The 21,578-nt window shown below is 52.0% G+C and carries 17 protein-coding genes; 5 read left to right on the top strand and 12 right to left on the bottom strand.

Going from position 1 to position 21,578, the window contains the following annotated elements; genetic code table 11:
- The first annotated feature begins 47 nt into the window (after positions 1-47).
- Positions 48-1,427 carry an SGNH/GDSL hydrolase family protein gene (locus tag ABD949_RS07010; protein ID WP_345241947.1) on the top strand — a complete coding sequence of 460 codons (1,380 nt, stop codon included), beginning with the start codon at positions 48-50 and terminating at the stop codon, positions 1,425-1,427.
- Positions 1,428-1,508: 81 nt separating this feature from the next.
- Here the strand turns inward: ABD949_RS07010 and ABD949_RS07005 are convergent, their stop codons facing one another.
- From ABD949_RS07005 to sufC, 6 genes are all read right to left on the bottom strand, one after another.
- Entirely contained in the window at positions 1,509-1,940 is a 432-nt protein-coding gene (locus ABD949_RS07005) for a BrxA/BrxB family bacilliredoxin (protein ID WP_345241946.1), read from the bottom strand.
- A gap of 35 nt (positions 1,941-1,975) precedes the next feature.
- On the bottom strand, positions 1,976-2,287 hold the full coding sequence (locus ABD949_RS07000; RefSeq protein WP_345241945.1) for a DUF59 domain-containing protein: 312 nt from the start codon (positions 2,285-2,287) through the stop codon (positions 1,976-1,978).
- A gap of 30 nt (positions 2,288-2,317) precedes the next feature.
- Positions 2,318-2,752 carry a SufE family protein gene (locus tag ABD949_RS06995; RefSeq protein ID WP_345241944.1) on the bottom strand — a complete coding sequence of 145 codons (435 nt, stop codon included), beginning with the start codon at positions 2,750-2,752 and terminating at the stop codon, positions 2,318-2,320.
- 3 nt (positions 2,753-2,755) lie between these two features.
- Complete coding sequence (locus tag ABD949_RS06990; RefSeq protein ID WP_345241943.1) at positions 2,756-3,991, bottom strand: SufS family cysteine desulfurase; 1,236 nt, start codon at positions 3,989-3,991, stop codon at positions 2,756-2,758.
- Between the two features lie 159 nt (positions 3,992-4,150).
- Positions 4,151-5,476: a Fe-S cluster assembly protein SufD gene (sufD, locus tag ABD949_RS06985; protein ID WP_345241941.1), complete on the bottom strand. Its 1,326-nt coding sequence runs from the start codon at positions 5,474-5,476 to the stop codon at positions 4,151-4,153.
- A 70-nt stretch (positions 5,477-5,546) separates the two neighbouring features.
- Entirely contained in the window at positions 5,547-6,305 is a 759-nt protein-coding gene (sufC, locus tag ABD949_RS06980) for a Fe-S cluster assembly ATPase SufC (protein ID WP_345241940.1), read from the bottom strand.
- Positions 6,306-6,535: 230 nt separating this feature from the next.
- Between sufC and ABD949_RS06975 the strand changes: the two genes are divergently transcribed.
- From ABD949_RS06975 to ABD949_RS06965, 3 genes are all read left to right on the top strand, one after another.
- Positions 6,536-7,999 carry an arginine deiminase family protein gene (locus tag ABD949_RS06975; protein WP_345241938.1) on the top strand — a complete coding sequence of 488 codons (1,464 nt, stop codon included), beginning with the start codon at positions 6,536-6,538 and terminating at the stop codon, positions 7,997-7,999.
- Between the two features lie 71 nt (positions 8,000-8,070).
- Positions 8,071-9,000 carry a citrulline utilization hydrolase CtlX gene (gene ctlX / locus ABD949_RS06970; RefSeq protein WP_345241936.1) on the top strand — a complete coding sequence of 310 codons (930 nt, stop codon included), beginning with the start codon at positions 8,071-8,073 and terminating at the stop codon, positions 8,998-9,000.
- 78 nt (positions 9,001-9,078) lie between these two features.
- Entirely contained in the window at positions 9,079-9,969 is an 891-nt protein-coding gene (locus ABD949_RS06965; protein WP_345241934.1) for an NmrA family NAD(P)-binding protein, read from the top strand.
- Between the two features lie 61 nt (positions 9,970-10,030).
- Here the strand turns inward: ABD949_RS06965 and ABD949_RS06960 are convergent, their stop codons facing one another.
- Positions 10,031-10,786 (bottom strand): porin family protein, encoded by a 756-nt coding sequence (locus ABD949_RS06960; RefSeq protein WP_345241932.1) that lies wholly within the window; start codon positions 10,784-10,786, stop codon positions 10,031-10,033.
- 161 nt (positions 10,787-10,947) lie between these two features.
- Between ABD949_RS06960 and ABD949_RS06955 the strand changes: the two genes are divergently transcribed.
- Positions 10,948-11,661 carry an SDR family oxidoreductase gene (locus ABD949_RS06955; RefSeq protein WP_345241931.1) on the top strand — a complete coding sequence of 238 codons (714 nt, stop codon included), beginning with the start codon at positions 10,948-10,950 and terminating at the stop codon, positions 11,659-11,661.
- Positions 11,662-11,729: 68 nt separating this feature from the next.
- Here ABD949_RS06955 and ABD949_RS06950 read toward each other — a convergent pair whose 3' ends face one another.
- From ABD949_RS06950 to ABD949_RS06930, 5 genes are all read right to left on the bottom strand, one after another.
- Positions 11,730-14,843 carry an efflux RND transporter permease subunit gene (locus tag ABD949_RS06950; protein WP_345241928.1) on the bottom strand — a complete coding sequence of 1,038 codons (3,114 nt, stop codon included), beginning with the start codon at positions 14,841-14,843 and terminating at the stop codon, positions 11,730-11,732.
- A 3-nt stretch (positions 14,844-14,846) separates the two neighbouring features.
- Positions 14,847-15,974, bottom strand: a complete 1,128-nt coding sequence (locus ABD949_RS06945; protein WP_345241926.1) for an efflux RND transporter periplasmic adaptor subunit — start codon at positions 15,972-15,974, stop codon at positions 14,847-14,849.
- 288 nt (positions 15,975-16,262) lie between these two features.
- Positions 16,263-16,748, bottom strand: coding sequence for a DUF4843 domain-containing protein (locus ABD949_RS06940; RefSeq protein WP_345241924.1), 486 nt, complete (start codon positions 16,746-16,748; stop codon positions 16,263-16,265).
- A 19-nt stretch (positions 16,749-16,767) separates the two neighbouring features.
- Entirely contained in the window at positions 16,768-18,213 is a 1,446-nt protein-coding gene (locus ABD949_RS06935) for a RagB/SusD family nutrient uptake outer membrane protein (RefSeq protein WP_345241922.1), read from the bottom strand.
- Positions 18,214-18,230: 17 nt separating this feature from the next.
- Positions 18,231-21,311 (bottom strand): SusC/RagA family TonB-linked outer membrane protein, encoded by a 3,081-nt coding sequence (locus ABD949_RS06930; protein ID WP_345241921.1) that lies wholly within the window; start codon positions 21,309-21,311, stop codon positions 18,231-18,233.
- Positions 21,312-21,578 lie beyond the last annotated feature (267 nt).

Raw genomic sequence — 21,578 nt, 5'->3', positions numbered from 1 at the left:
CTTTTGTTTATGCCTATATTTGGCTGTGAGGTGCGTTTAAACTTACAATGCGAAAAGTAACAAAGGCGTTTTTGCTTGCCGGGGCGGTGCTTGTCATTGCGTTCCTGTTGTGTGTATTTTATGACCGGCAGTATGGCTTTGGCGATGGATTGATCCGGAACTTCGCCTTTCGGAACGTTTTTTCCTTCATACGTACTGTCTGGCTGGTTTGTTTCCTGTTTGCCCTGGGCTTTGCCTCGCGCTTAAAATGGCTCCAAAACCTCACGCTTCTGCTTTTTACGGCTCTGTTTCTCTTGTTTTTGCTGGAGTTGGCAGCGCAGCTTCTGGTTCGCAGTGGCCTTTTTCCGTCAATCGCTATGTATCCGCGCCGGTATTATATAGAAGGAGGTTTGCAATACCGGAAGCCGCTTATCTGGGGAGATATGAACCCTGCTTCGGGGCGCTGGCGGGTACCCAACCGGGCCGATACCCTTATTACCTGCAGTGGCGATACTTTTGTTCGTCCGACCAACGCCTTCGGAGCTTTGGACAGAGAGCGGTCGCTGGTTAATACTAATCCAGATAAGCCCAGAGTTGTTGTCATAGGGGATTCTTTTTACGAAGGTTATATGGTTCCCGCCAAAGAACGCGTTTCCAGCCGGCTTGAAAATTTGACCGGCATAGAACACCTGAACTTTGCCATCAACGGAACGAGCCCGATCAATTATTACCTGCTGTATAAATCCCTGATTAGCCGCTTTGAGCATGACGTGGTCATAATCGGTTTTCTGCCCGCCAATGACTTTGAGGATTATACGGATAAAGAAGCCTATCGGCTGGTTAACTGGCCTATTTACCGCCCTTACTGGTATGGGCAATACCCGAACTACCAGTTACGCTATTCCTTATCGGATATTACCCAGTCCATCTACCGACCTACGGTGTCTCAGGCTAAGTTGCTTACGGTTATCGATTCAGTGTATGCTCATTTACCGCTACGGCAGCAGTTGAAAGCTGAACTGTTGGCCAATTCGAGCCTGGTTCAGATCCTGAAAACCGTAGCTTCCCGGCGCGGACAGACTAAGACATCGTTTACCAGTTTTGAACAGTTCGACGAAGAAGCATTCCTGTATGCTCAATACTCGCTGGAGCAGCTGTTTAAAGAAGCAAAGGGTAAGCAGATCATTTTGCTGTCCACCCCAATACTCCAGGATATACAGGCAATACGCGATGGTAAACAGAATCGCCTGGATAGTCGGTTGCGGGCCCTTTGTGACCAATACGGCGTAACATTTATACCACTGCTGCCTGAGTTTCTGGCCTACAAAGGCGATGTCAGCGAGATGTATGTAGCCTGTGATGGCCATTGGTCCAGAAAAGGCGAAGCCTTTGTGGCAGATCTGCTCCAAAAGAACTCACTTTATCAGCGGGCTGTGTCTGGTAAATAGCGGTTACGCACCTATTAATGAAAAAGCCGGCCTCTGGAGGCCGGCTTTTTCATTAATAAGCGGGTAGTTGATTAACAAAAATCAGGCTTTAGCTTCATCGCAGAACTCTTCAAACGCCATTTCCAGGTGCTGGGCAATCATCTGCGCCGAACGGCCTTCGATATGGTGACGCTCGATAAAATGCACCAGTTCACCATCTTTAAAGATACCGATCGATGGTGACGATGGCGGATACGGCAGCAGGTACTCCCGCATTTTTGCGGTGGCGTCCTGATCTACACCGGCAAAAACGGTCACCAGTTTGTCTGGTTTTACTTCGCTGCGCTGTAGGGCAGCCAGTACACCCGGACGGGCGGCTCCGGCGGCACAACCACATACCGAGTTTACCACCACCAGTGTAGTGCCTTCGGCATTATCCATGGTGTCTATAACCTGCTCGGCCGTAGCCAGATCTTCAAAACCGGCACTTACCAGTTCTGCTTTCATGGGAGCAACTAATTGAGGAGGATACATAAATTTATTCTTGTTTAGTAGTTAGTCTATTGTAATTACATAAATCCAAGTTCGAGTTTAGCGACCTCCGACATCATTTCGGTGGTATAGGGCGGATCGAACGTAAGCTCAACACTGACGTCATTAACGCCTTCTATTGCCCGCACCTTTTCTTCAATTTCGACCGGAATGGTACCCGCTGAGGGGCAGGAAGGGGAGGTCAGCGTCATCAGGATATAGACGTTGTTGACCGGAAATATTTTGATGTCATAAATAAGTCCCAATTCGTATACGTCTACCGGAATCTCCGGGTCGTATACACCTTTTATAGCCAGTATGACTGCTTCTTTGAGTTGTTCGTCTGTCATGGTAGTACGGTAGCTAGATACCTGAAGGCGTTAGACGCTGGACTGCAGACCAGCGTACACAGCGCCATATTTTTTCATTTGACTGATCATAGAGGACAGACCGCCGGCCCGCCGTGAGGTAACCAGGTTGCTCATACCCACCTTATCGATAAAATAAAGTTCGGCTTTGGCAATGTCCTCTGGATTCTCATCCGATAGGACGCGAATCAACAGGCTGATCAAACCCTTCGAAATCTGAGCGGTCGGCTCACTGTCACCATAAAAGTGCAGCTTATCACCTTGCATTTCGGCTCCCAGCCACACCTGCGACTGGCAGCCCCGAATCAGGTTGTCCTCCTGCTTGTACTGTTCTGGCATCGGAGGCAGTTTCCTGCCCAGGTCGATGATATACTGCGTTTTATCGAGCGGATCATCGAACAAATCAAACTCTTCGATAATCTCGTCCTGCTTCTCGTTTATACTCATGGCTTACAACATCATTTTCCGGACGCGGTGCAGCCCCTGCACCAGCCGGTCAATTTCTTCTCTGGTGTTATAAACCGCAAAAGACGCTCGCGTAGTTCCGGTAATCCCAAACCGACGCATCAGCGGTTGTGTACAGTGGTGACCCGTCCGGACGGCAATACCCTGCTGGTCCAGAATGACGCCGATGTCCTGGTGGTGAATACCGTCCATGACAAACGAGATAACGCTAATCTTGTTTTTGGCCTGACCAACAATCCGCAAGCCGTCAATAGCGATCAACTGTTCGGTGGCGTAGCGAAGCAGGTCGTTTTCGTGAGCAGCCACGTTCGCCTTGCCCAGTGTGTCCAGATACTCCAGGGCCGACTTAACAGCGATTACATCGGCAATGTTCGGGGTGCCGGCTTCAAACTTGTAAGGCAGGTCGTTGTACGTCGTCTTTTCAAAGGTAACTTCCTTGATCATTTCTCCGCCACCCCGGTAGGGCGGCATCGATTCCAGCAGGGCCTTCTTGCCGTACAGGGCTCCCATGCCGGTAGGGCCGTACAGCTTGTGGGCCGAGAAAACATAGAAATCAACGTCCAGTGCCTGCACATCAATATCGATATGCGAGGTAGCCTGGGCACCATCAATCAGTACCACCGCTCCAACGGCATGGGCCTTCTCGATGATGTGCTCAACCGGATTGATGGTACCTAATGCATTGGACACGTGAACGACCGACACAAACTTAGTGCGATCCGACAGCAGTTTCTCGTATTCCTCCAGGATCAGGTCGCCGTTTTCATCCACCGGTATTACCTTCAGCGTACATCCTTTCTCCTCGCATAGCATCTGCCAGGGTACAATGTTGGAATGGTGCTCCAGCGTAGAAATGATAATCTCGTCGCCCTCCTTCAGAAACCGGCGGCCGTAGGTCTGCGCTACCAGATTGATACCGTCAGTGGTACCGTAGGTGAAAATAATTTCTTCCAGATGAGCGGCATTCAGAAACTGCTGAATGGCTTTGCGCGATGCTTCAAAGGCGGCCGTAGCCTTCTCGGCCAGGTGGTGAATACCGCGGTGTATATTGGAGTTGTAACCTTCGTAATAGTTAATAAGGGCATTCAGCACCGGACGCGGCTTTTGCGTGGTAGCCGCATTGTCGAAGTAAACCAACGGCCGGCCATTGATCTGCTGGTCCAGCACCGGAAAGTCTTCACGTATCCGCTGAATGTCTAATAGGTCGGTTGCCGTCTGCATGAAAAGTTAGGTAAGTTGTATACAAATACAACAAGTATGGTGCGGGAAAGGTGCGAAAGGGAGTGATGAGTTAAGAATTAAGAGTAAAGAGTTTTGAATTAAAAACCGTGTGAAATCGGATAGCCGAAGCCACAATAACTCTTCACTCTTAATTCTTAATTATTTAGAAAGTTTCTCCACAACGATCCGCTCCAGATAGTCTTTGATTGGCCCGATCCTTAATTGACTGAGGACGTCTCCGGCGAAGGCATACATCAGCAGCGACTGGGCTTCCGCTTTCGGTATACCGCGCGAGCGCAGGTAGAACAGGGCCTCTTCGTCCAGCTTACCGGTGGTGGTTCCGTGCGAACACTTTACATCGTCGGCAAAGATTTCCAGCTGCGGCTTGGTGTTCATCGACGCGTCGGGCGACAGTACTACGTTTTTACACGACTGGTAAGCATTGGTTTTCTGCGCATCGGGACGCACAAATATTTTTCCGTTGAACACCCCCGTAGAGCGGTCTTTCAGAATGCCCTTGTACAATTCGTTGCTGTACGAGTTTGGTTTGGCATGATCCACCAGGGTATGATTATCAACATGCTGACGACTATCCGGAAGGTAAAGCCCGTACATGAAAGCTTCGCAGTGCTGACCATCCAGGACGATGTTCAGGTTGTTGCGGACAAAGCTGCCGTTCAGGGTGACCGTAACGGAGTAGAAATGGCTGTTGTCGGCCTGGTTTACCTGGGTAGTACCAATGTGGTATGATTTATCCGAATCGTTCTGAACCTTATAGTGCTGAACGCGGGCGTTCTGCGCCAGGACAACTTCCGTCACGGTATTGACAAAACTGGCCCGCTCACCCAGCGTTCGGAACGATTCGGCAACGATCACTTCTGAGTTACGACCGGCCACAATCAGGTTGCGCGGCTGCGCGGCTACGTTCTTCTCGCGGGCGTCGTTGATGTAGCGCAGGATAATTGGCGTATCAACCGTGATGTTATCGGGTACCCGCACCACCACGCCATCATTGGCGAAAGCCGTATTCAGAGCCGTGAACGCATTATCCTGGTAGTCGGCGTAGCGGGCAAAATAACTATTCACCAGTTCGGGATCTGTTTTCACCGCTTCGGCAAAACTCACTATCTGCAATTGGGAGGCAGGACTTACAATCCGTGACAGTTCCGGGTGGTAATTGCCATTGACAAAATACAGGATATTCCCTTCCAGGTTAGGAATCTGCAACTCCTCAAGGGCATCGGCTTCCAGTGTTCCGTCGGCGTTGAAGTCAAAGACCTCTTTGGTGAGTCCGCTTACGTTGGAGTACTTCCACTCTTCGTGCTTGACGGTTGGGAAACCCAGCCGGTCAAACTGCTGGAGAGCCTGCCGGCGTAGCTGATGCAGGGGCGTTTTGCTCTCGCCGTTCATGCGTTCCTCGGCCTCGCGGAACGCCGTCACCAGCCAGTTCTTCAGGTCGTTATAAGATTGATTTGATGGAGTCATGTTTAGTAGGCACTTAGCAGTAGGCAGTGAACAGTATCTTCTGCCCACTGCCTACTGCAAATCTGTTGACTTAAAACGTTTCTTCTACTTCGGCTTTAATCCAGTCGTACCCCTTTTCTTCGAGTTCAAGGGCCAGTTCTTTCGGGCCGGATTTAACAATGCGGCCTTTATAAAGAACATGTACGAAGTCAGGTACGATATAGTCGAGCAGACGCTGGTAGTGCGTAACAACAATGGTCGCCCGCTCCGGAGAGCGCAGTTTATTGACCCCTTCGGCCACAATCCGCAGGGCATCAATGTCCAGACCTGAATCGGTTTCGTCGAGGATCGCCAGCCGGGGTTCCAGCATGGCCATCTGGAAGATTTCGTTCCGCTTCTTTTCGCCACCCGAAAAACCTTCATTGAGGGCCCGGCTGAGCAATGTCTGGTCAATGTTGACCAGCTTCATCTTTTCCTTCATCAGCTTCAGAAACTGGACCGCATCGAGCGGGTCCTGACCCCGGTATTTGCGAATCTCATTCAGCGCGGTGCGCAGGAAATTGGTGGTGCTGACGCCGGGAATCTCGACCGGGTACTGAAATGCCAGGAAGATTCCCTGGGCAGCCCGCTCTTCCGGGGCCATTTCCAGCAGGTCCTTGCCGTCGAAGCGCACACTGCCGTTGGTGATTTCATAATCCTCGCGACCGGCCAGTACGGATGCCAGCGTACTTTTTCCTGAGCCATTTGGACCCATAATGGCGTGAACTTCGCCGGAATTTACTTCCAGGTTAATGCCCTTTAATATTTGCTTATCGCCAATAGAGGCTTGTAAATTGCTGATAGAAAGCATAGTAGGTTAATTGTAACGGCTGTATTGAAGCTGCAAAGTTAACAGATGAATAATTATGTACCTTGTGAGATAACAATAATGACCCTCTAAAAGTTGATGCCGGCCACACTTAATTCCAAAGTAGTTAAGGGGTTCTGTGTTCCGGGCCAGTCTGGTTGGCGGTTACCCGGCGTGGTTTTGTTTTACTTTTCCAATGCCGTACTTTGCAAACCTAATAATTCCTTATCTGTATGCGTAATGGAAAGTTATCTGTTGCCACTCAACCAATCCAAGTTTCGTCGGAAATCGGTACGCTCCGGCGCCTGTTAATTCACAGCCCTGACCGGGGGTTAGGTAAAGTAATCCCGTCTAAAGCCCAGGACTGGCTGTTCGAAGACATCGTGCATATTGACATGATGCGCCGGGATGAATATGATTATTACGTAAAGCTTTTGCTATACTTTCTGGACCCCGATAAGGTGCGGGGCCGCATTGCCGAGCTGGGCCCGACCAAAGACCGGTCGTTTTTCAAGCCCGATCACCCGGAGTATTTCAAGTCGGATAAAGTGATTGATATTCAGTGTCTGCTGTCCGACATTCTGGCCAGTGAACTGATCCGGACAAAACTGATTGCCTCTATCTGTGCGGTAGAACGATCCTCCGTAAAAACCCAGCAACTGCTGCATGAGTTTGATCCGGTTGAACTGGCCAAGATTCTGATTTCGGGTTCGCTGCCGGACCGGACCATGCTGTTTGCGCCACTGCCCAACTTCATCTTTACCCGCGATATCGGTATTGTCATCAACGATCATATCCTGCTCAACAAGCCGGCCAAGCTGGCCCGTACCCGAGAAGCTCTGCTGGCGCAGTATATATTCTTCAATCACCCCATTTTTGCCGACTACAACGACAAGATCATTGAAATTCCCGACAACGAACACGCCTTTCTGATGGCCGACGGCGAGAGCAACAAGGATCTGACCCGCTCGACGCTGGAAGGTGGGGATGTGATGATGATCTCCAAACGGCATCTGATGATTGGCTGTAGTGAACGTACTACGCTCTATGCCGCCCAACAGGTGATGCGAATGGTGTTTGAAAAAAACCTGGTCGATACCGTCACTATTATCAAGATCCCGAAGAAACGGGATTACATGCACATCGATACCATTTTTACGCAGGTGAAGCGTAATGTATGGGTGCTGCTGGCGTCACTGGGCCGGCTCGGCGATGAGGTCAAAAAGCGGGACGTCATTCATTTTTTTGCCCCTAAAGATGTGTCGGAAGACCTTCGGATCCTGCAGTTCATCAAAGGGCTGGAGCATAAACCGATTGAAATGGAAAACCTGGAAGACCTGCTGGCCGACATCAGCAAAAACGATCTGGGTAGTAAAGAGCCGGTTCAGTTTATTTACTCCGGCAACAATGAATTTCCGTTTGGGGCGCGGGAGCAGTGGACCGATTCCTGCAACCTGCTGGCGCTGAAAGATGGCGTGGTGATCGGCTACGACCGCAACGACAAAACCGCCGAAGCCTTCCGCGAAGCGGGTTTCGACGTGGTATCGGCGGCTGATCTGCTCGACCGCTTTGAGCGGGGCGAGTCGTCGCCCGAAACCATCGAAAATACCTTTATTATGCTGCCGTCGGCCGAATTGTCGCGGGCGCGTGGCGGCTCCCACTGCATGAGCCTGCCCCTGCTGCGCGATGAGCTGTAGCCGGAAAGTGCAATTTTTGTCGTAAATTGAGGGCAGTTTTGTTGATTAACCCCCGAACTGTATAGAACGTTATGCAATCACAGGCTACTTCACGCATACTAATGATCCGTCCGGTTTGCTTTGCTTTCAATGAGCAAACCGCGGGTACCAACGCCTTTCAGGATCCGGCCATAGCGGTTCAGACAAAAGACAATGCCCAGGAAGATGCCTTACGCGAATTCGACGAAATGGTGCGGCATCTGAAAGCCCTTGGGGTGGATGTGATTGTTTACGAAGATACCCCGGATCCCTATACCCCGGACTCTATATTTCCCAATAACTGGGTATCGTTTCACGCCAGCGGTACGGTAGTGCTTTACCCCATGCAGGCTGAAAACCGCCGGCTCGAACGGCGCAGCGACATTGTTGAAAATCTCAGCCAGCGTTTCCACGTGGCTAAAGTGGTTGACCTCACCCATTTTGAGCAGGAAGGTAAGTTTCTGGAAGGAACCGGCAGCATGGTGCTGGATCGGATGAACCGCGTGGCGTTTGCCTGTCTGTCGCCCCGCACGCATGAGGATGTGTTGGCAGAGTTCAGCAAACGAACCGGCTACCGGGTGGTGGCGTTCCACGCTTACGATGCCGGTGGGATGCCGGTCTACCACACCAATGTAGTGATGTGTATGGGCGATACCTTTGCTGTTATCTGCCTGCGGGCCATCAATGATCTGGATGAGCGGCTGATGGTACGCCATGAACTGGAGAAACTCGGCAAAACCATTATTGAAATCTCCCTGGAGCAGATGGCCAGCTTTGCCGGCAATATGTTACTGATCACCAATAAAAAGGGCGAGAAACTGCTGGTTATGTCTACGCAGGCGTACAAATCGCTATCGGCCCGCCAGGTCGATACATTAAATGATTTCGCCACTCTCCTGCACTTCGATTTGGGTATCATTGAAGGCAATGGGGGAGGCTCAGCCCGCTGTATGATGGCTGAGGTGCATTTACCGCGCAAGTAAGTACAACGGAATTTTATTCCGTTTCTGATCGTTCCCGAAGGGAATACAACCGTTTCGGCGAACCCATCCCTTTCACACATGAACTACATCATCACCGGGTCGCTAGGCCACACCGGCCGACCCATCACCGAAGGTTTAGTTAACGCCGGACACACGGTTACCGTAATCACCAGTAAAGCCGAAACGGCCAGAGAGATTGAAGCCTTGGGGGCCAACGCTGCCGTAGGCAGTCTGGAAGATGCTGAATTTGTAAAGGAGACGTTTGCCGATGCCGATGCGGTGTATCTGATGATTCCACCAACCTGGAACCCCACCAACTGGCGAGCCTGGCAAAACGCCATTGCCGATACTTATGTCGAGGCTATCAAAGCCAACGACATTCGGTTTGCCGTAGTGCTGAGCAGCATCGGGGCCCACCGGAGCGATGGCGTGGGACCGGTCAAGGGACTACATGATCTGGAGGAGAAGCTGAAAGGCATTAATGCGCTAAATGTCAAATTTCTGCGGCCTGCCTATTTCATGCAGAATTTCATGTCGTTGGTTCCCATGGTGAAGCAGACAGGTATCCTGGGTGGTAACTTCGGTAATCCGGATGAGAAAGTAGCCCTGGCGCATCCTGACGATATTGCGCAGGTGGCCCTCCACGAACTGTTAAACCTGGATTTTACCGGTAAGCGGGTACGCTATGTCGTGGGCGACGAACGGACCGGTGAAGAGATTGCCAGGGTGTTGGGAGCCGCTATCGGAAAGCCGGAGACGCCCTGGGTGGTGTTTTCCGATGAACAGGATCTTCAGGGAATGATGCAGGCCGGTCTTAACCAGGAGATAGCCCGAAATTATAATGAAATGGGCGCTGCCATGCGAACCGGTATCATGCAGGAAGACTATTGGCTGCATCGTACAACGCTCGAAAAAACAAAGCTGGAAGACTTCGCCCGGAACGAGTTTGCTCCGGCGTTTAATACCTGAAAAATAAATGACGGCCAGGAGCCGTCACTATTTTTATCATAAACACTACTGTTCTGTTTAATTAGCGGCCACCCAATGGGATCAGGTAGCCGAGGGAGGCCATAAAGAGTTTAGCTTTGGTCTTCTCCGTATTGTCTTCCTGAGCGTAACCAGCCAGATAATTGTAACGGCCTTCCAGTAGAAGGTCGCCGGGGCCTAATCGTAATGCAAGTCCCAGACCACCTGTAACGCCATAGCCAAAGCGTTTACCAAAGTTTTCACGCTCAATAGGTCCGGATAGACTAAATTCGCGGGAGCCAACACTGACTCTGCCGTTAACCTTACCGTTTATAAAAAACGTACCGTAAGGCCCGGCGTTTAAAAAGAACCGGGCATTTGAGCTGCCAAAAGAAGCTTTCAGGAGAACGGGTACATCAATCATGTTAATGTTCCCCTCCGCAAAGCCGGTATTGGTCGTTTGGTTAATGGAATAGCGAAAGTTATACTGATTGAATAAAATTTCCGGTTGTATTGAAAATACAGGTCCGCCAATATTCATAATAAACCCTCCATGAAAGCCAGGGGCGTATTCTGGCTGGGCACCCGGCAGGTTATCAATATCGGCTCTGCTTACTGTACCCCAGTTTCGCCCCGCCCGCAGACCGATGCTGATACGCCGGTCGGTAATTGCTTGCCTGGTAGTTGGGGCGGGCGGTGATTGGATTGTGGTATTGGCTGCCAGGGTAACCGGATCGTTGTACAGGTTGGCGGGCTTTTGCTGAGCCATCACTAATCCGGGTCCCAGACTTATGAGTAAGAAGCAAAGGGTTTGTTTCATTCAATCAGGCTGATTTGACTTGCTGAACAAAAGTGACGAGAAACGGCGGAATTATCAACTTATGAAGAAGGAAGCGGTTAAGGAAATGAGCAATCGGTAAAAAGACGCAAACAACAAGCCCGATTAACAGATTATAAGTCTATCATCTCAACTCAGCACCCATGAGAACAACCCATCCGAAGACAGCCGTGGTGACCGGATCGAACCGGGGCATCGGCAAAGAAATCGCGCGGCAGCTCTGCCAGTGTGGCTTTGCGGTCTTCATTGCTTCCCGCGATATGCACGACGGTCGGGAGGCTGCCGACGAACTTTGCGCCGAGGGGCATGAAGCCATATTTCTGCACATGGACGTTAATGACCCCCTCAGTATCAAGAACGCCGTTGGCACTTTTTCCCAGAAAGCTGATCATCTCGATGTGCTGGTCAATAACGCCGGTATTCTCGAGAATGCCGACGTACCCATTACCAAAATGAACGTAGAGCAGCTCCAGCGGGCAATGGAAACCAACGTATACGGTCCCATTATTGTTATTCAGGACTTTCTGCCGTATCTGGCAAAAACTCCCGATGGGGCCCGGATCATCAATGTGTCGAGTGGTGCCGGCTCCCTGCAGCGAATGCGTACCTACGCACCCGCCTATAGTATCTCGAAAACAGCCCTTAACGCTGTAACCCGCCAGTTTGCTGCCTCTTTGCAGGACCGGCGCATTGCGGTCAACACCGTAGATCCCGGTTGGGTGCAGACCGACATGGGTGGAGCCCATGCGCCCCGATCAGTCGAAAGCGGTGCCGAAACGATTGTCTGGCTGGCTACGGAAGCCCCACTGACCGAAACCGGTAAATTCTGGAAGGATAAACGGGAGGCAGACTGGTAAGCTTTTGCAACCCATAAAAAAGCCGGCCTGCAACCAAGCAGGCCGGCTTTTTTGCTGAGATTAGTTAATCAGGCTATTTCTTCCTCTTCTATGGTAGATACTTCCGGCGTTGTTTCAATGGTTTTCTTCGACAGGTAGGTGTATACCGCCGGAATAATGTACAGCGTCAGCAGCGTTGAGAACAGCAATCCACCAATCACGGCGATACCCATGGACACCCGGCTTTCTGAACCGGCGCCCAGGGCCAGGGCAATGGGTACCAGGCCTAATACGGTACACAGACTGGTCATCAGGATTGGCCGGAAGCGGGAAACGGCCGCATCCTGCGCGGCTTCGTAGCGGCTTAAGCCCTGTTCCTTGCGCTGGTTGGCGAACTCTACTATCAGAATTCCGTTTTTGGTCACTAGCCCAACCAGCGTAATGATCCCAATCTGGCTGAATACGTTCAGCGTCTGGCTGAAGTCCCAGAGCGAGATCAGGGCTCCGCAAAGCGCCAGCGGTACCGTCAGCAGGATGATGACAGGATCAACAAAGCTTTCGAACTGCGCAGCCAGAATCAGGTAAATGAGCAGCAGCGCCAGGCCAAAGGCCATGTACAGACTGGACGAACTCTCGCGGAATTCCTTGGAGGTACCATCCAGCGCCGTCGAGAACGACGGGTCCAGCACCTCACCGGCAATGCGTTCCATTTCTTCGATACCCTCACCCAGTGTAACCCCTTTGGCTAAACCGGCAGATACCGTAGCGGAGGCATAGCGGTTGTAGCGGTACAACTGCGGAGGGGTACTTTGCTCACTCATTCGCACCAGATTGTCCAGCTGGATGAGTTCTCCCCGTTTGTTTTTAACAAAAAGCGATCGCAGGTCAGTGATGTCGTTGCGGTCGGGGCGGTCGATCTGGCCAATAACCTGGTATTGTTTGCCATCCATGATGAAGTACCCGAACCGCCGGCCCGATAAGCCTAACTGGAGGGTCTGGGCTACATCCTGCACCGATACCCCCATGTTCATGGCTTTCTCCCGGTCAATTTCCAGTTTAATCTCCGGTTTGGTAAATTTCAGGTTGACGTCGGCCGCCGAGAATTTATCCGATGCCTGTACCTTTTTCATGAATTCCGGTACGGCTTTCTGCAGGTCAGCAAACTTGTTGGCCTGGATCACAAACTGAACCGGCAGGCCACCGCCACCGCCTACACGGGCTCCCGTTGTAATCGTCTGCTCCTGAACCACAAATGCACGGGCACCCGGAAACTGCTTAACCACCGGAGTCACTTCATCGACCATTTCCTGCTGGCTTTTGGTACGGGGCGGCTTGTCATTCAGAATGACCCGGAATGCCCCCGTGTTGGTAGCTCCGGAGCCGAAACTGGGCGAGGTAATAGCCGTAACGCCGGTTACCTCGTCCGCAGAAAACATGTTTCTGAGGTGCTGTGCTACCTTATCGGTGTAGTCGAGCATGTACTCGTACGTTGACCCTTCCGGCGCGGTAGCCTGAATGCGGAAGCCACCCCGGTCTTCGAGCGGTGACAGCTCCGATGGTATGGCGTTGGTTGTAAACATTAGGTAGATGAGGCCGAAGAAGCCCGCCATCAGTACCCAGGCCATCCACCGCACCCGCATAAAACTTTTTAGTGAGTTCTCATAACCCGTTACCATCCAGTCAAAGAACGGTTCCGTCACCCGGTACAGCCATGGTTGCTTATGGCGGGTTTTGAGGAGCCTGGCCGACAGCATCGGCGTCAGGGTCAGCGACACAAACGCCGAAATGATGACCGAACCGGCTACCACAATACCAAACTCCCGGAATAGCCGCCCCGTGATACCCTGCAGAAAGATAACCGGCAGGAACACCGCGGCCAGGGTTACCGTAGTTGAGATAACGGCAAAATAAATCTCTTTGGACCCGCTCACGGCCGCCTGGTAGGGCGACATCCCTTCTTCAATCTTGGTATAAATATTTTCCAGCACCACAATAGCGTCATCCACTACCAGACCGATGGCGAGTACGATCCCCAGCAGGGTCAGTACGTTGATAGAGAAGCCAAAGAAGTACATAATGAAGAACGCTCCGATGAGCGACACCGGAATGGCCGTCAGCGGAATAATGGTACTGCGCCAGTCGCGGAGGAAAATAAAGATGATGAGCGCCACAAGCACAAAGGCGATCAGAATCGTTTCCTGTACTTCTTCAATCGAGCGCCGGACATACCGGGTGTAGTCGAAACCCAGCAGCACTTTTACGTCGGGCGGCAGATCGCGTTTAATCTGCTCCAGCTTCTTATAGACGTTATCGACAATCTCAATCTGGTTAGCGCCCGGCTGCGGAATTACCGCTACGGCAATCATGGGTACCCCATCGCGCTTCAGCAGGGTTCGCTCCGCTTCCGGTGCCAGTTCGGCGTACCCAACGTCGCGGAACTTCACAACCTGGTCGTCCTGTTCTTTCAGGATCAGGTTGTTGAAGTCATCCGGGGTAGTCAGACGGCCCAGCGTCCGGACGGTCAGTTCCGTATTTTGCCCTTCCACACTTCCGGATGGCAACTCAATGTTCTGGCGCGCCAGTGCACTGGCAACGTCGATGGCGGTGAGCCGGTACGAAGCCAGTTTAACGGGATCAATCCGCAGGCGCATGGCAAATTTCTTTTCCCCCCAGATTTGGATACCACTCACGCCGGGAATCGTCTGAAACCGCTCCTTAAACTGCCGGACCGCAATATCGTTCACTTCCATCAGCGACCGCTTATCGGATAGCAATTGAAGGAAATAGATGGGGCTGGCATCAGCGTCGGCTTTGGCCACAACCGGCGGGTCAACATCAGGAGGGAGCAGGGCTACGGCCCGTGACACCCGGTCGCGAACATCGTTGGCGGCTGCTTCAATGTCGACGCTAAGTTCAAATTCTACGTTGATCACACTCCGGCCGTCGCGGCTGGAAGACGATAAAGTCCGGATGCCGGCGATTCCGTTGATGGATTCTTCGAGTGGCTCGGTAATCTGCGACTCAACAATATCGGCGTTGGCACCGGTGTAGTTCGTTGTAACGGTAACGACCGGCAGTTCGATACTGGGAAACTCGCGAACCCCCAGGTAATAAAAACCGATGCCGCCGAAAACCATAATCAGCAGCGACATAACCACGGCCAGTACCGGCCGGTTAATACTGGTGGTAGATAAAGTTGCCATTGATTACAGGATGTTCTTGATTGCCACTTCGCTGCCCGGTTTCACCATCTGGATACCGGAGGTAATCAGGGAGTCACCCTGCTGAAGTCCTTTACGAATTTCTACGTTGCGGTCGGTGCGGGTGCCAATCTCTACCGGCACCGATTCTACCTTATGATTCCGAACTACGAATACCTTCTGCCCGGTAACCTCCGGAACAACCGCTTCGGTCGGCACCACAATGGCATTGCCTCTGGAGTTCAGCACCAGTTCTATACGGGCAAAGGCGCCGGGTACCAGTGTCCGGTCCGAATTAGGGCTCACGGCCCGGAGCAGCATCGTCCGGGTGTTGGGGTCCACTTTGGGTTCAACGGCGTAGACGGTACCGGTACGCTGATCGCCCGATCCTTCGACGGTAAACTGAATACGATTGCCTTTACGAACTACAGAAGCATATTTGGCCGGAATAGAAAAGTCTAATTTGGCCGGGTTGGTATTGGTCAGCGTGGCAATGCGGCTGCTGGGCGAGATATAACTGCCGTTGCTGATATACCGCAGACCGATGGTGCCGTTGAACGGGGCCCGAAGCACGGTTTTGGCAATTTGAGCCTTCAGGTTTTCAATATCGGCCAGGATGCTGTTGAGATTCGTCTGGCTGATTTCGTACTCCTGCCGGCTAATAGCTTCTTTCTCCAGCAGCCGCTTCTGGCGGGATTCGTTATCCTCGGCGAGTTTTTTGTTGAAATTCAGTTTCTGGAGCTGAGCCTGCAGGTCGGCATCGTTGATTCGGAGCAATACTGCTCCCTGCTGTACATAGTCACCTTCGCGGAAATAGATGCCGGTTACCCGGCCAGACACTTCGCTCCGGATATCTACTTCTTCGTTCGCAATGATAGTGCCCGTCGTCAATAATTTTTCATCCAGCATATTGGCATTTACCACCATTACCTCAACGGGAGTAGCTACCCCTGCGGCCGGCCCGGCCTGGGCGACCGTCTTCGGCATTGAACCGGCTCCGGCTTGCGCTTCGGCCTTTGGACCCTCCCCGGCAGATTCGCTCTTACTCAGCGATTTTAGTTTAGGGTAAAAGGCCATGCTGATGACCATCAGTATGACGGCAAAAGTTATGATACGCTTGGTAATTTTATTCATATTCAGAGAAACACGTAAGCAGTATTAAAAAAGAAAACAGTACGGAAACTACTGCTAAAATACAGAAAAAGAACCACCTTTCCTGTAGATACACACATTTAGCGCAACAAAAAAGGCCGGTCACCAAGACCGGACTTTTTTGTACAGGAAATTATTGGATTAATACCCCCGTTATGATAATGACGGCCGAGCCTTGCATGCCAGATCTGTCTCAAACTGTGGTAGCTTAGGCCTACTAACAAAAAGGCCCACCCGGTGTGGGCAGGCCTTTTGCAAGGGGCTGATTAACTACGGCCGGATAGTAAAACCGATGCGCTTGTAATTTTCGCTCGGCAGAATATCCTTGCCATTGCCTTCAATCATCAGCACGAGGTTCACTGCCGGTACACTGGCAGCCGCTGTTCCGCGTGGTACCGTAACGGTCACTGTACCAAAGCTGGAGTTCGCCGGAATCACTACGTTACCGCCGTTCGTCAGGGTAAAGTGTGTGCCTTCTACAGCTGTGCTGTTTTCCTTGTCTACCGATACCTTAATGGTTTCGTCGGAAGTCCGCTGCGGGCCAACCAGGTTGATCCGCTGGTTAAGGGTAACGGCGGTAGTTGAATTACCAGCCGAGATCAGCGGGTAGGTACGGCCCACGGCCGGAGTCGACGTGATAGCCGTTTGGAACTCGACTACGGTTTTTTCGTCGTATGTTTTATCTATGTCCTCGAAGCAGGAGGTCATGCCGAACAGCATCAGGAGCGCTACGGCAAAGCCTAAAATATTCTTCATAGTTGTCATTTCTCTGCGATTAGTAACCGAAGTTTTGTCTCAGGTTTGGATTGTTGGTGATTTCCCGAACCGGAATCTGGGCCAGTACCCGGAAGTCGATGTACGGAACAGTAGTGGGGGTCTTTATGATATCAACTCCCCGGCGCTTGAGATCAAACCAGCGGTGGCCTTCAAACGCCAGTTCGATACGACGTTGTCTCAGGATCTCGTTCAGCAGATCGGTACCGGCCAGGGCCGTACGCGCCGGTAAACCTGCGCGGGTCCGGATGGCGTTTACATCAGCCAGGGCCTCTTCTTCCTTACCCAGGAAGTAGTTGGCTTCGGCGCGGTTCAGGTACATCTCTGAGGCCCGGATTACCGGAACGTTGTCCAGGTTGACAGCACCGTTCTTACCAAAGAATTTGGTGCTTTCGATCTCAGCCGTACCCCGGCCGGTCGTACCCAGTTCGTATAGCTGACGGCGAATATCCAGCACCTGGTTGTTGGTTCCTTTTTCGGCATCCAGGGCAGCCAGCAGCGATGCCGATGGAACCAGGTCACCAAAACCACCTGTCCGGGTACGGTCACCCAGCGCTACCAGCGTGGTAAAGGTCGTTTGCAGCGACTCGTTTACCCCGATGTTCTCCGGCGTTGTGTAGGTAACCTCAAAGAATGACTCCGGATGACGGTTGGCCCGCCAGCCACCAAGGTAGCTGTCGCGGTCGAGGAACCGGGCCGGTCCAGCGGCTAAGGCTTCCGTAGCGTATTTTACGGAATTAGCATAATCCTTATTGTACAGGGCTACGCGGGAGAACAGCGCCAGAGCGGCACCTTTGTTGGCGTAGAATTGTCCACGGGTGTTAGTCAGCTTGGCAGATGCTACCGTCAGGTCTTCGTAGATCTGCTTATACACATCAGCTACAGACGCACGGGCCGGGAATTGAATCTGATCAGGTGTCAGTACCCCGGTTACCAACAGCGGAACACCACCCCGGTTGTATTCGGCTACTTCTACCCCCGGATCGTAGGCATACGTCCGCATCAGGTCGAAATACAGCAGCGCCCGCAGGAACTTGGCTTCACCTTCGTAGCGGTCGCGGGTGGCCTGGTCCGTAATGTTCGGCAGGGCCTCCAGTACCAGGTTAGCCTGGTTGATCGCGTAATACGCCACCTGCCAGTTAGCAAAGTGAGCACCTACCTGATTCAGGTATTCGGCGTTCAGACGACCCGATTTATTCGTAGCCCGGCCGTTATCGGAGAGCGCTTCGGGAATGGCTATCAGATCCCGGCCGTACAGACGGGGGCTTTGCAGCCGGTCGTAGATACCGTTCAGAGCCGCATCAATGCCTTCGGGCGTGCTCAGTGCCGTAGACGAGCTGATCGATTGCCGGGGCTGAAGATCCAGCAGATCGTTGCAGGAACTCAGCGAAAGGAGGGCCACCAGCGGCAGCCATTTGGTAAACTGATATTTATAAGTTAGAAACATGATTGTCAATCAAAATTTTAGAAGCCTAACTGAAGACCAACTGTGTACGTACGGGCAATGGGTACAACACCACTGTTACCGGCTCCCAGGTTCAGGAACTCAGCATCGTAGCCGGTCCACTTGCTCCAGGTGATCAGGTTAACGGCCTGAGCGTACAGACGCGCTCTGTTTACGCGTACGCGCTTGGCAAAGGCCGCCGGAATGTTATAACCGAAGTCAATCTGCTTCAGACGGATGTAAGAGGCATCTTCCAGGGTACGGGTACCGGTCAGGTTGCTGGAACCACGAATTTCGGCGTTACCGTTGTACGGGCGGGGAATATCGGTGATATCGCCCGGCTTCTGCCAGCGACGGTTGTATACCTCAGACAGCGTGTTGAACAGACGACCACCGTTTTCCGACATAAAGCTGCCCTGGCTGTTGAATTCTTTCCGACCAAACTCGTACTGGAACAGGACGTTCAGATCAAATCCGGCATACGAGAAGCTGTTGGTCAAACCACCGAATGTAGTCGGGATGTTAGAGCCCATCACTTTGAAATCAGCCGGGTTACGTGGGGCGTAGGTGATATTGCCGTTGGCATCGTACCACATACCCCGACCCGTAGCCGGGTTAACCCCTGCGTAGCGTGAGGTGAAGATGGTACCCAGCGGATAACCGATGATGACGCTCGTATTACCCGGCAGGGCTACCAGACTGTCGGGCGTAGCCAGGGGCGTAATACCGTCGAACAGCTTGGTTACGTTGCTCTTCACAAACGTGTAGTTGAAGCTGGTTGACCATTTGAAACCACCCCGGTCGAAGTTTGTAGTAGTGATTTCAAACTCGATACCCCGGTTTTTAACCTCACCAACATTCTGCGCTACTTCGCTGAAACCATTCACAAACGGAACCGGCTTAAACAGCAGCAGGTCTTTGCTACGGCGTTCGAAAACGTCAACGGCACCGGTAATCCGGTTATTGAAGAAACCAAAATCCAGACCCAGGTTCGTGGTAATGTTCTGCTCCCATTTCAGGTTCGGGTTCGACAACTGAGTCGGGGCCATACCTGCCTGGTTGTTGTACCCGAAACCACCTTCAAACAGACCCAGTGACGGGAAGTTACCAATCTGGTCGTTACCTGTAGATCCGTAGCTGGCGCGCAGTTTCAGGGTGTTCACTACCGGGCTGCCCTTCAGAAAACTTTCTTCTGAGATCAACCACGATGCTGCGGCTGCCGGGAAGAAACCGTACCGGTTCTCACGACCAAAACGCGACGAGCCATCGTACCGGCCAATCAGGTTCAGCACGTATCTGCCGCCGAATTCATACTTCAGGTTGGCAAACAGGGCGTCTTTGCGGAAGCCGGTCCAGAAACCACCCGTAGCGATAGGGTTGGCAGCTGAGTTTGCATAACGGAAGTCAGGCGTCGGCAGGTTTTCAGCCTGGATGCTGATACCCTCACGGACATCACTGCGGTACTCAGCACCGGCCAGAAAGCCTACATTGTGTACCGAGTTGAATGTCTTGTTGTAATTCAGCGTTATGTTGCTGATAAAGTTGGTGATTTCGTCAAACTGGTTCTGTACCCGGCCCCGAACGTTGATTCCATCGGCCGTACGCGGGTCGCTATAATACCGGCCGCGAGTCATACGATAGTCCATACCAACAAACGGCTTTAGCGTCAGGTTGTCTGTAATCCGGTACGTCAAACTCAGGTTACCAACAGCCGAGTTGGTCGAAGCCCGAATGTCATTCAGTTCAGTAACCATCAGCGGGTTCTGGTTCAGAATACCGGCCAGGCCACCAGTAGCCGGCGTACCATAGTAACTGCCATCCGGATTATAAATCGGGTTGACCGGAATGATCAGCGGACCCGCGAACGCAGCCGCGCCCAGGAATGTACCACCGTTCGGAGAACCAAATTGACCCCGCTGGGTGATAGTGCTGAGGTTCAGCTTCTGATCCAGCGTAATCCGGTTGTTGATCTTGTGCGTCAGGTTAATCGTACTGGTACCCCGCTTGAAGTCAACATTCCGCAGGCTGGCATCCTGATCGTTATAAGCGGCCGAAATGAAGAAGGTAGTCTTATCACTACCACCGTTCATTGAGAATTCGTAGTTCTGACCACGACCGCTGCGGATACCTACTTTCTGCCAGTCATAGGTCGGCAGGGCAGCAATTTCGGATTCCGAAAGCTCAGGACTCAGGCGCACTGAGGATAAAACAGCACGGCGGGCCTGCTCAACGGTGTAAGCTGGGTTGGTAGCGGCCGTCTGGTTGAAAACGGCTTCCGTACGCATCTGAAGCCACTGCTGTGTATTCAATACGTCCAGGTATTTAACCGGCTCAACAAACGCATAGTAGGTATTCAGGTTGAACTGCGTCCGACCAGCTTTCCCTTTCTTGGTCGTTACCAGCACAACCCCATTAGCCGCCTGAGAACCATAGATGGAAGCCGCAGCGGCATCTTTCAGGACTTCGATTGACTCGATGTCGTTCGGATTCAGAAACGAGAGCGGGTTGGTACTGGTGAATGATGACGTCCGGTTGCTGTTCAGTTGAACACCGTCGACGATGTAAAGCGGATCGGTACCGGCGGCAATTGAACCGACACCCCGGATACGCACCTGAACAGCTCCTCCCGGAATACCGTTGGCCGACGAAATCTGCACACCAGCCGCCCGACCCTGCAGGGCCCGGTCGAAACTCTGGATCGGCATGTTTTCGATGTCGCTACCCTTAATCTTGGAGATTGAGCCGGTGATTTCGCGTTTGCTAAGTGTTCCGCCGTAACCTGTTACGACAACTTCACTTAATTCAGTGGTGTTACTCTGAAGTGTTACATTGACCGTTGAACGGCCGCCGATTGCCACCTCTTGCGCGTTGAAGCCGATGAAGCTAAATACCAGCCGGGCATTGTCGGCTGCGTTGATCCGGTAGTTACCTTCGGAGTCGGTAGACGTTCCGCGGGTTGTACCTTTTACTTGCACAGTTACACCCGGTAGGGGGGTGCCGTCGTCAGATGAAGTGACTTTACCGATTACGGTACGGTCCTGGGCCAGTGCGGGTAGGGTAAGCACACACAGGAGCCAGAAACCCGATAAAAGTTTTCTCATAGAGCTAGTATAAAGTTTGGTTTAAGTAAGAAAACGGGTGCAAAACTAACGGGAAAGACTTAAAAAGGAAAATTGTATTTAAAGATTATTGGCCTTGATGGGTAGCCTTCGGTAAAATCTTTGATACCATGCTTTAGCAGATTAACTTGTTTTTAATAGGTTTGTGCCCCCATTATTGATTGTCAGGCGTTTTTACTGCAAAAAGAATCCAGCCCAACCTCGTTTCTAATTTTTATTTAAAGTTTTTTTAATGTTTAACGCTCCGCT

Source organism: Nibrella saemangeumensis, assembly GCF_039541915.1.
GTDB lineage: Bacteria > Bacteroidota > Bacteroidia > Cytophagales > Spirosomataceae > Nibrella > Nibrella saemangeumensis.
Note: the sequence above shows the minus strand (reverse complement) of the source record. Positions and strands in the feature narration are given on the sequence as shown.

Bases quoted from the DNA above. Each gene is read 5' to 3' on its own strand.
- ABD949_RS07010 (WP_345241947.1), top strand. From the start codon at position 48: ATGCGAAAAGTAACAAAGGCGTTTTTGCTTGCCGGGGCGGTGCTTGTC.
- ABD949_RS07005 (WP_345241946.1), bottom strand. From the start codon at position 1,940: ATGTATCCTCCTCAATTAGTTGCTCCCATGAAAGCAGAACTGGTAAGT.
- ABD949_RS07000 (WP_345241945.1), bottom strand. From the start codon at position 2,287: ATGACAGACGAACAACTCAAAGAAGCAGTCATACTGGCTATAAAAGGT.
- ABD949_RS06995 (WP_345241944.1), bottom strand. From the start codon at position 2,752: ATGAGTATAAACGAGAAGCAGGACGAGATTATCGAAGAGTTTGATTTG.
- ABD949_RS06990 (WP_345241943.1), bottom strand. From the start codon at position 3,991: ATGCAGACGGCAACCGACCTATTAGACATTCAGCGGATACGTGAAGAC.
- sufD (WP_345241941.1), bottom strand. From the start codon at position 5,476: ATGACTCCATCAAATCAATCTTATAACGACCTGAAGAACTGGCTGGTG.
- sufC (WP_345241940.1), bottom strand. From the start codon at position 6,305: ATGCTTTCTATCAGCAATTTACAAGCCTCTATTGGCGATAAGCAAATA.
- ABD949_RS06975 (WP_345241938.1), top strand. From the start codon at position 6,536: ATGCGTAATGGAAAGTTATCTGTTGCCACTCAACCAATCCAAGTTTCG.
- ctlX (WP_345241936.1), top strand. From the start codon at position 8,071: ATGCAATCACAGGCTACTTCACGCATACTAATGATCCGTCCGGTTTGC.
- ABD949_RS06965 (WP_345241934.1), top strand. From the start codon at position 9,079: ATGAACTACATCATCACCGGGTCGCTAGGCCACACCGGCCGACCCATC.
- ABD949_RS06960 (WP_345241932.1), bottom strand. From the start codon at position 10,786: ATGAAACAAACCCTTTGCTTCTTACTCATAAGTCTGGGACCCGGATTA.
- ABD949_RS06955 (WP_345241931.1), top strand. From the start codon at position 10,948: ATGAGAACAACCCATCCGAAGACAGCCGTGGTGACCGGATCGAACCGG.
- ABD949_RS06950 (WP_345241928.1), bottom strand. From the start codon at position 14,843: ATGGCAACTTTATCTACCACCAGTATTAACCGGCCGGTACTGGCCGTG.
- ABD949_RS06945 (WP_345241926.1), bottom strand. From the start codon at position 15,974: ATGAATAAAATTACCAAGCGTATCATAACTTTTGCCGTCATACTGATG.
- ABD949_RS06940 (WP_345241924.1), bottom strand. From the start codon at position 16,748: ATGAAGAATATTTTAGGCTTTGCCGTAGCGCTCCTGATGCTGTTCGGC.
- ABD949_RS06935 (WP_345241922.1), bottom strand. From the start codon at position 18,213: ATGTTTCTAACTTATAAATATCAGTTTACCAAATGGCTGCCGCTGGTG.
- ABD949_RS06930 (WP_345241921.1), bottom strand. From the start codon at position 21,311: ATGAGAAAACTTTTATCGGGTTTCTGGCTCCTGTGTGTGCTTACCCTA.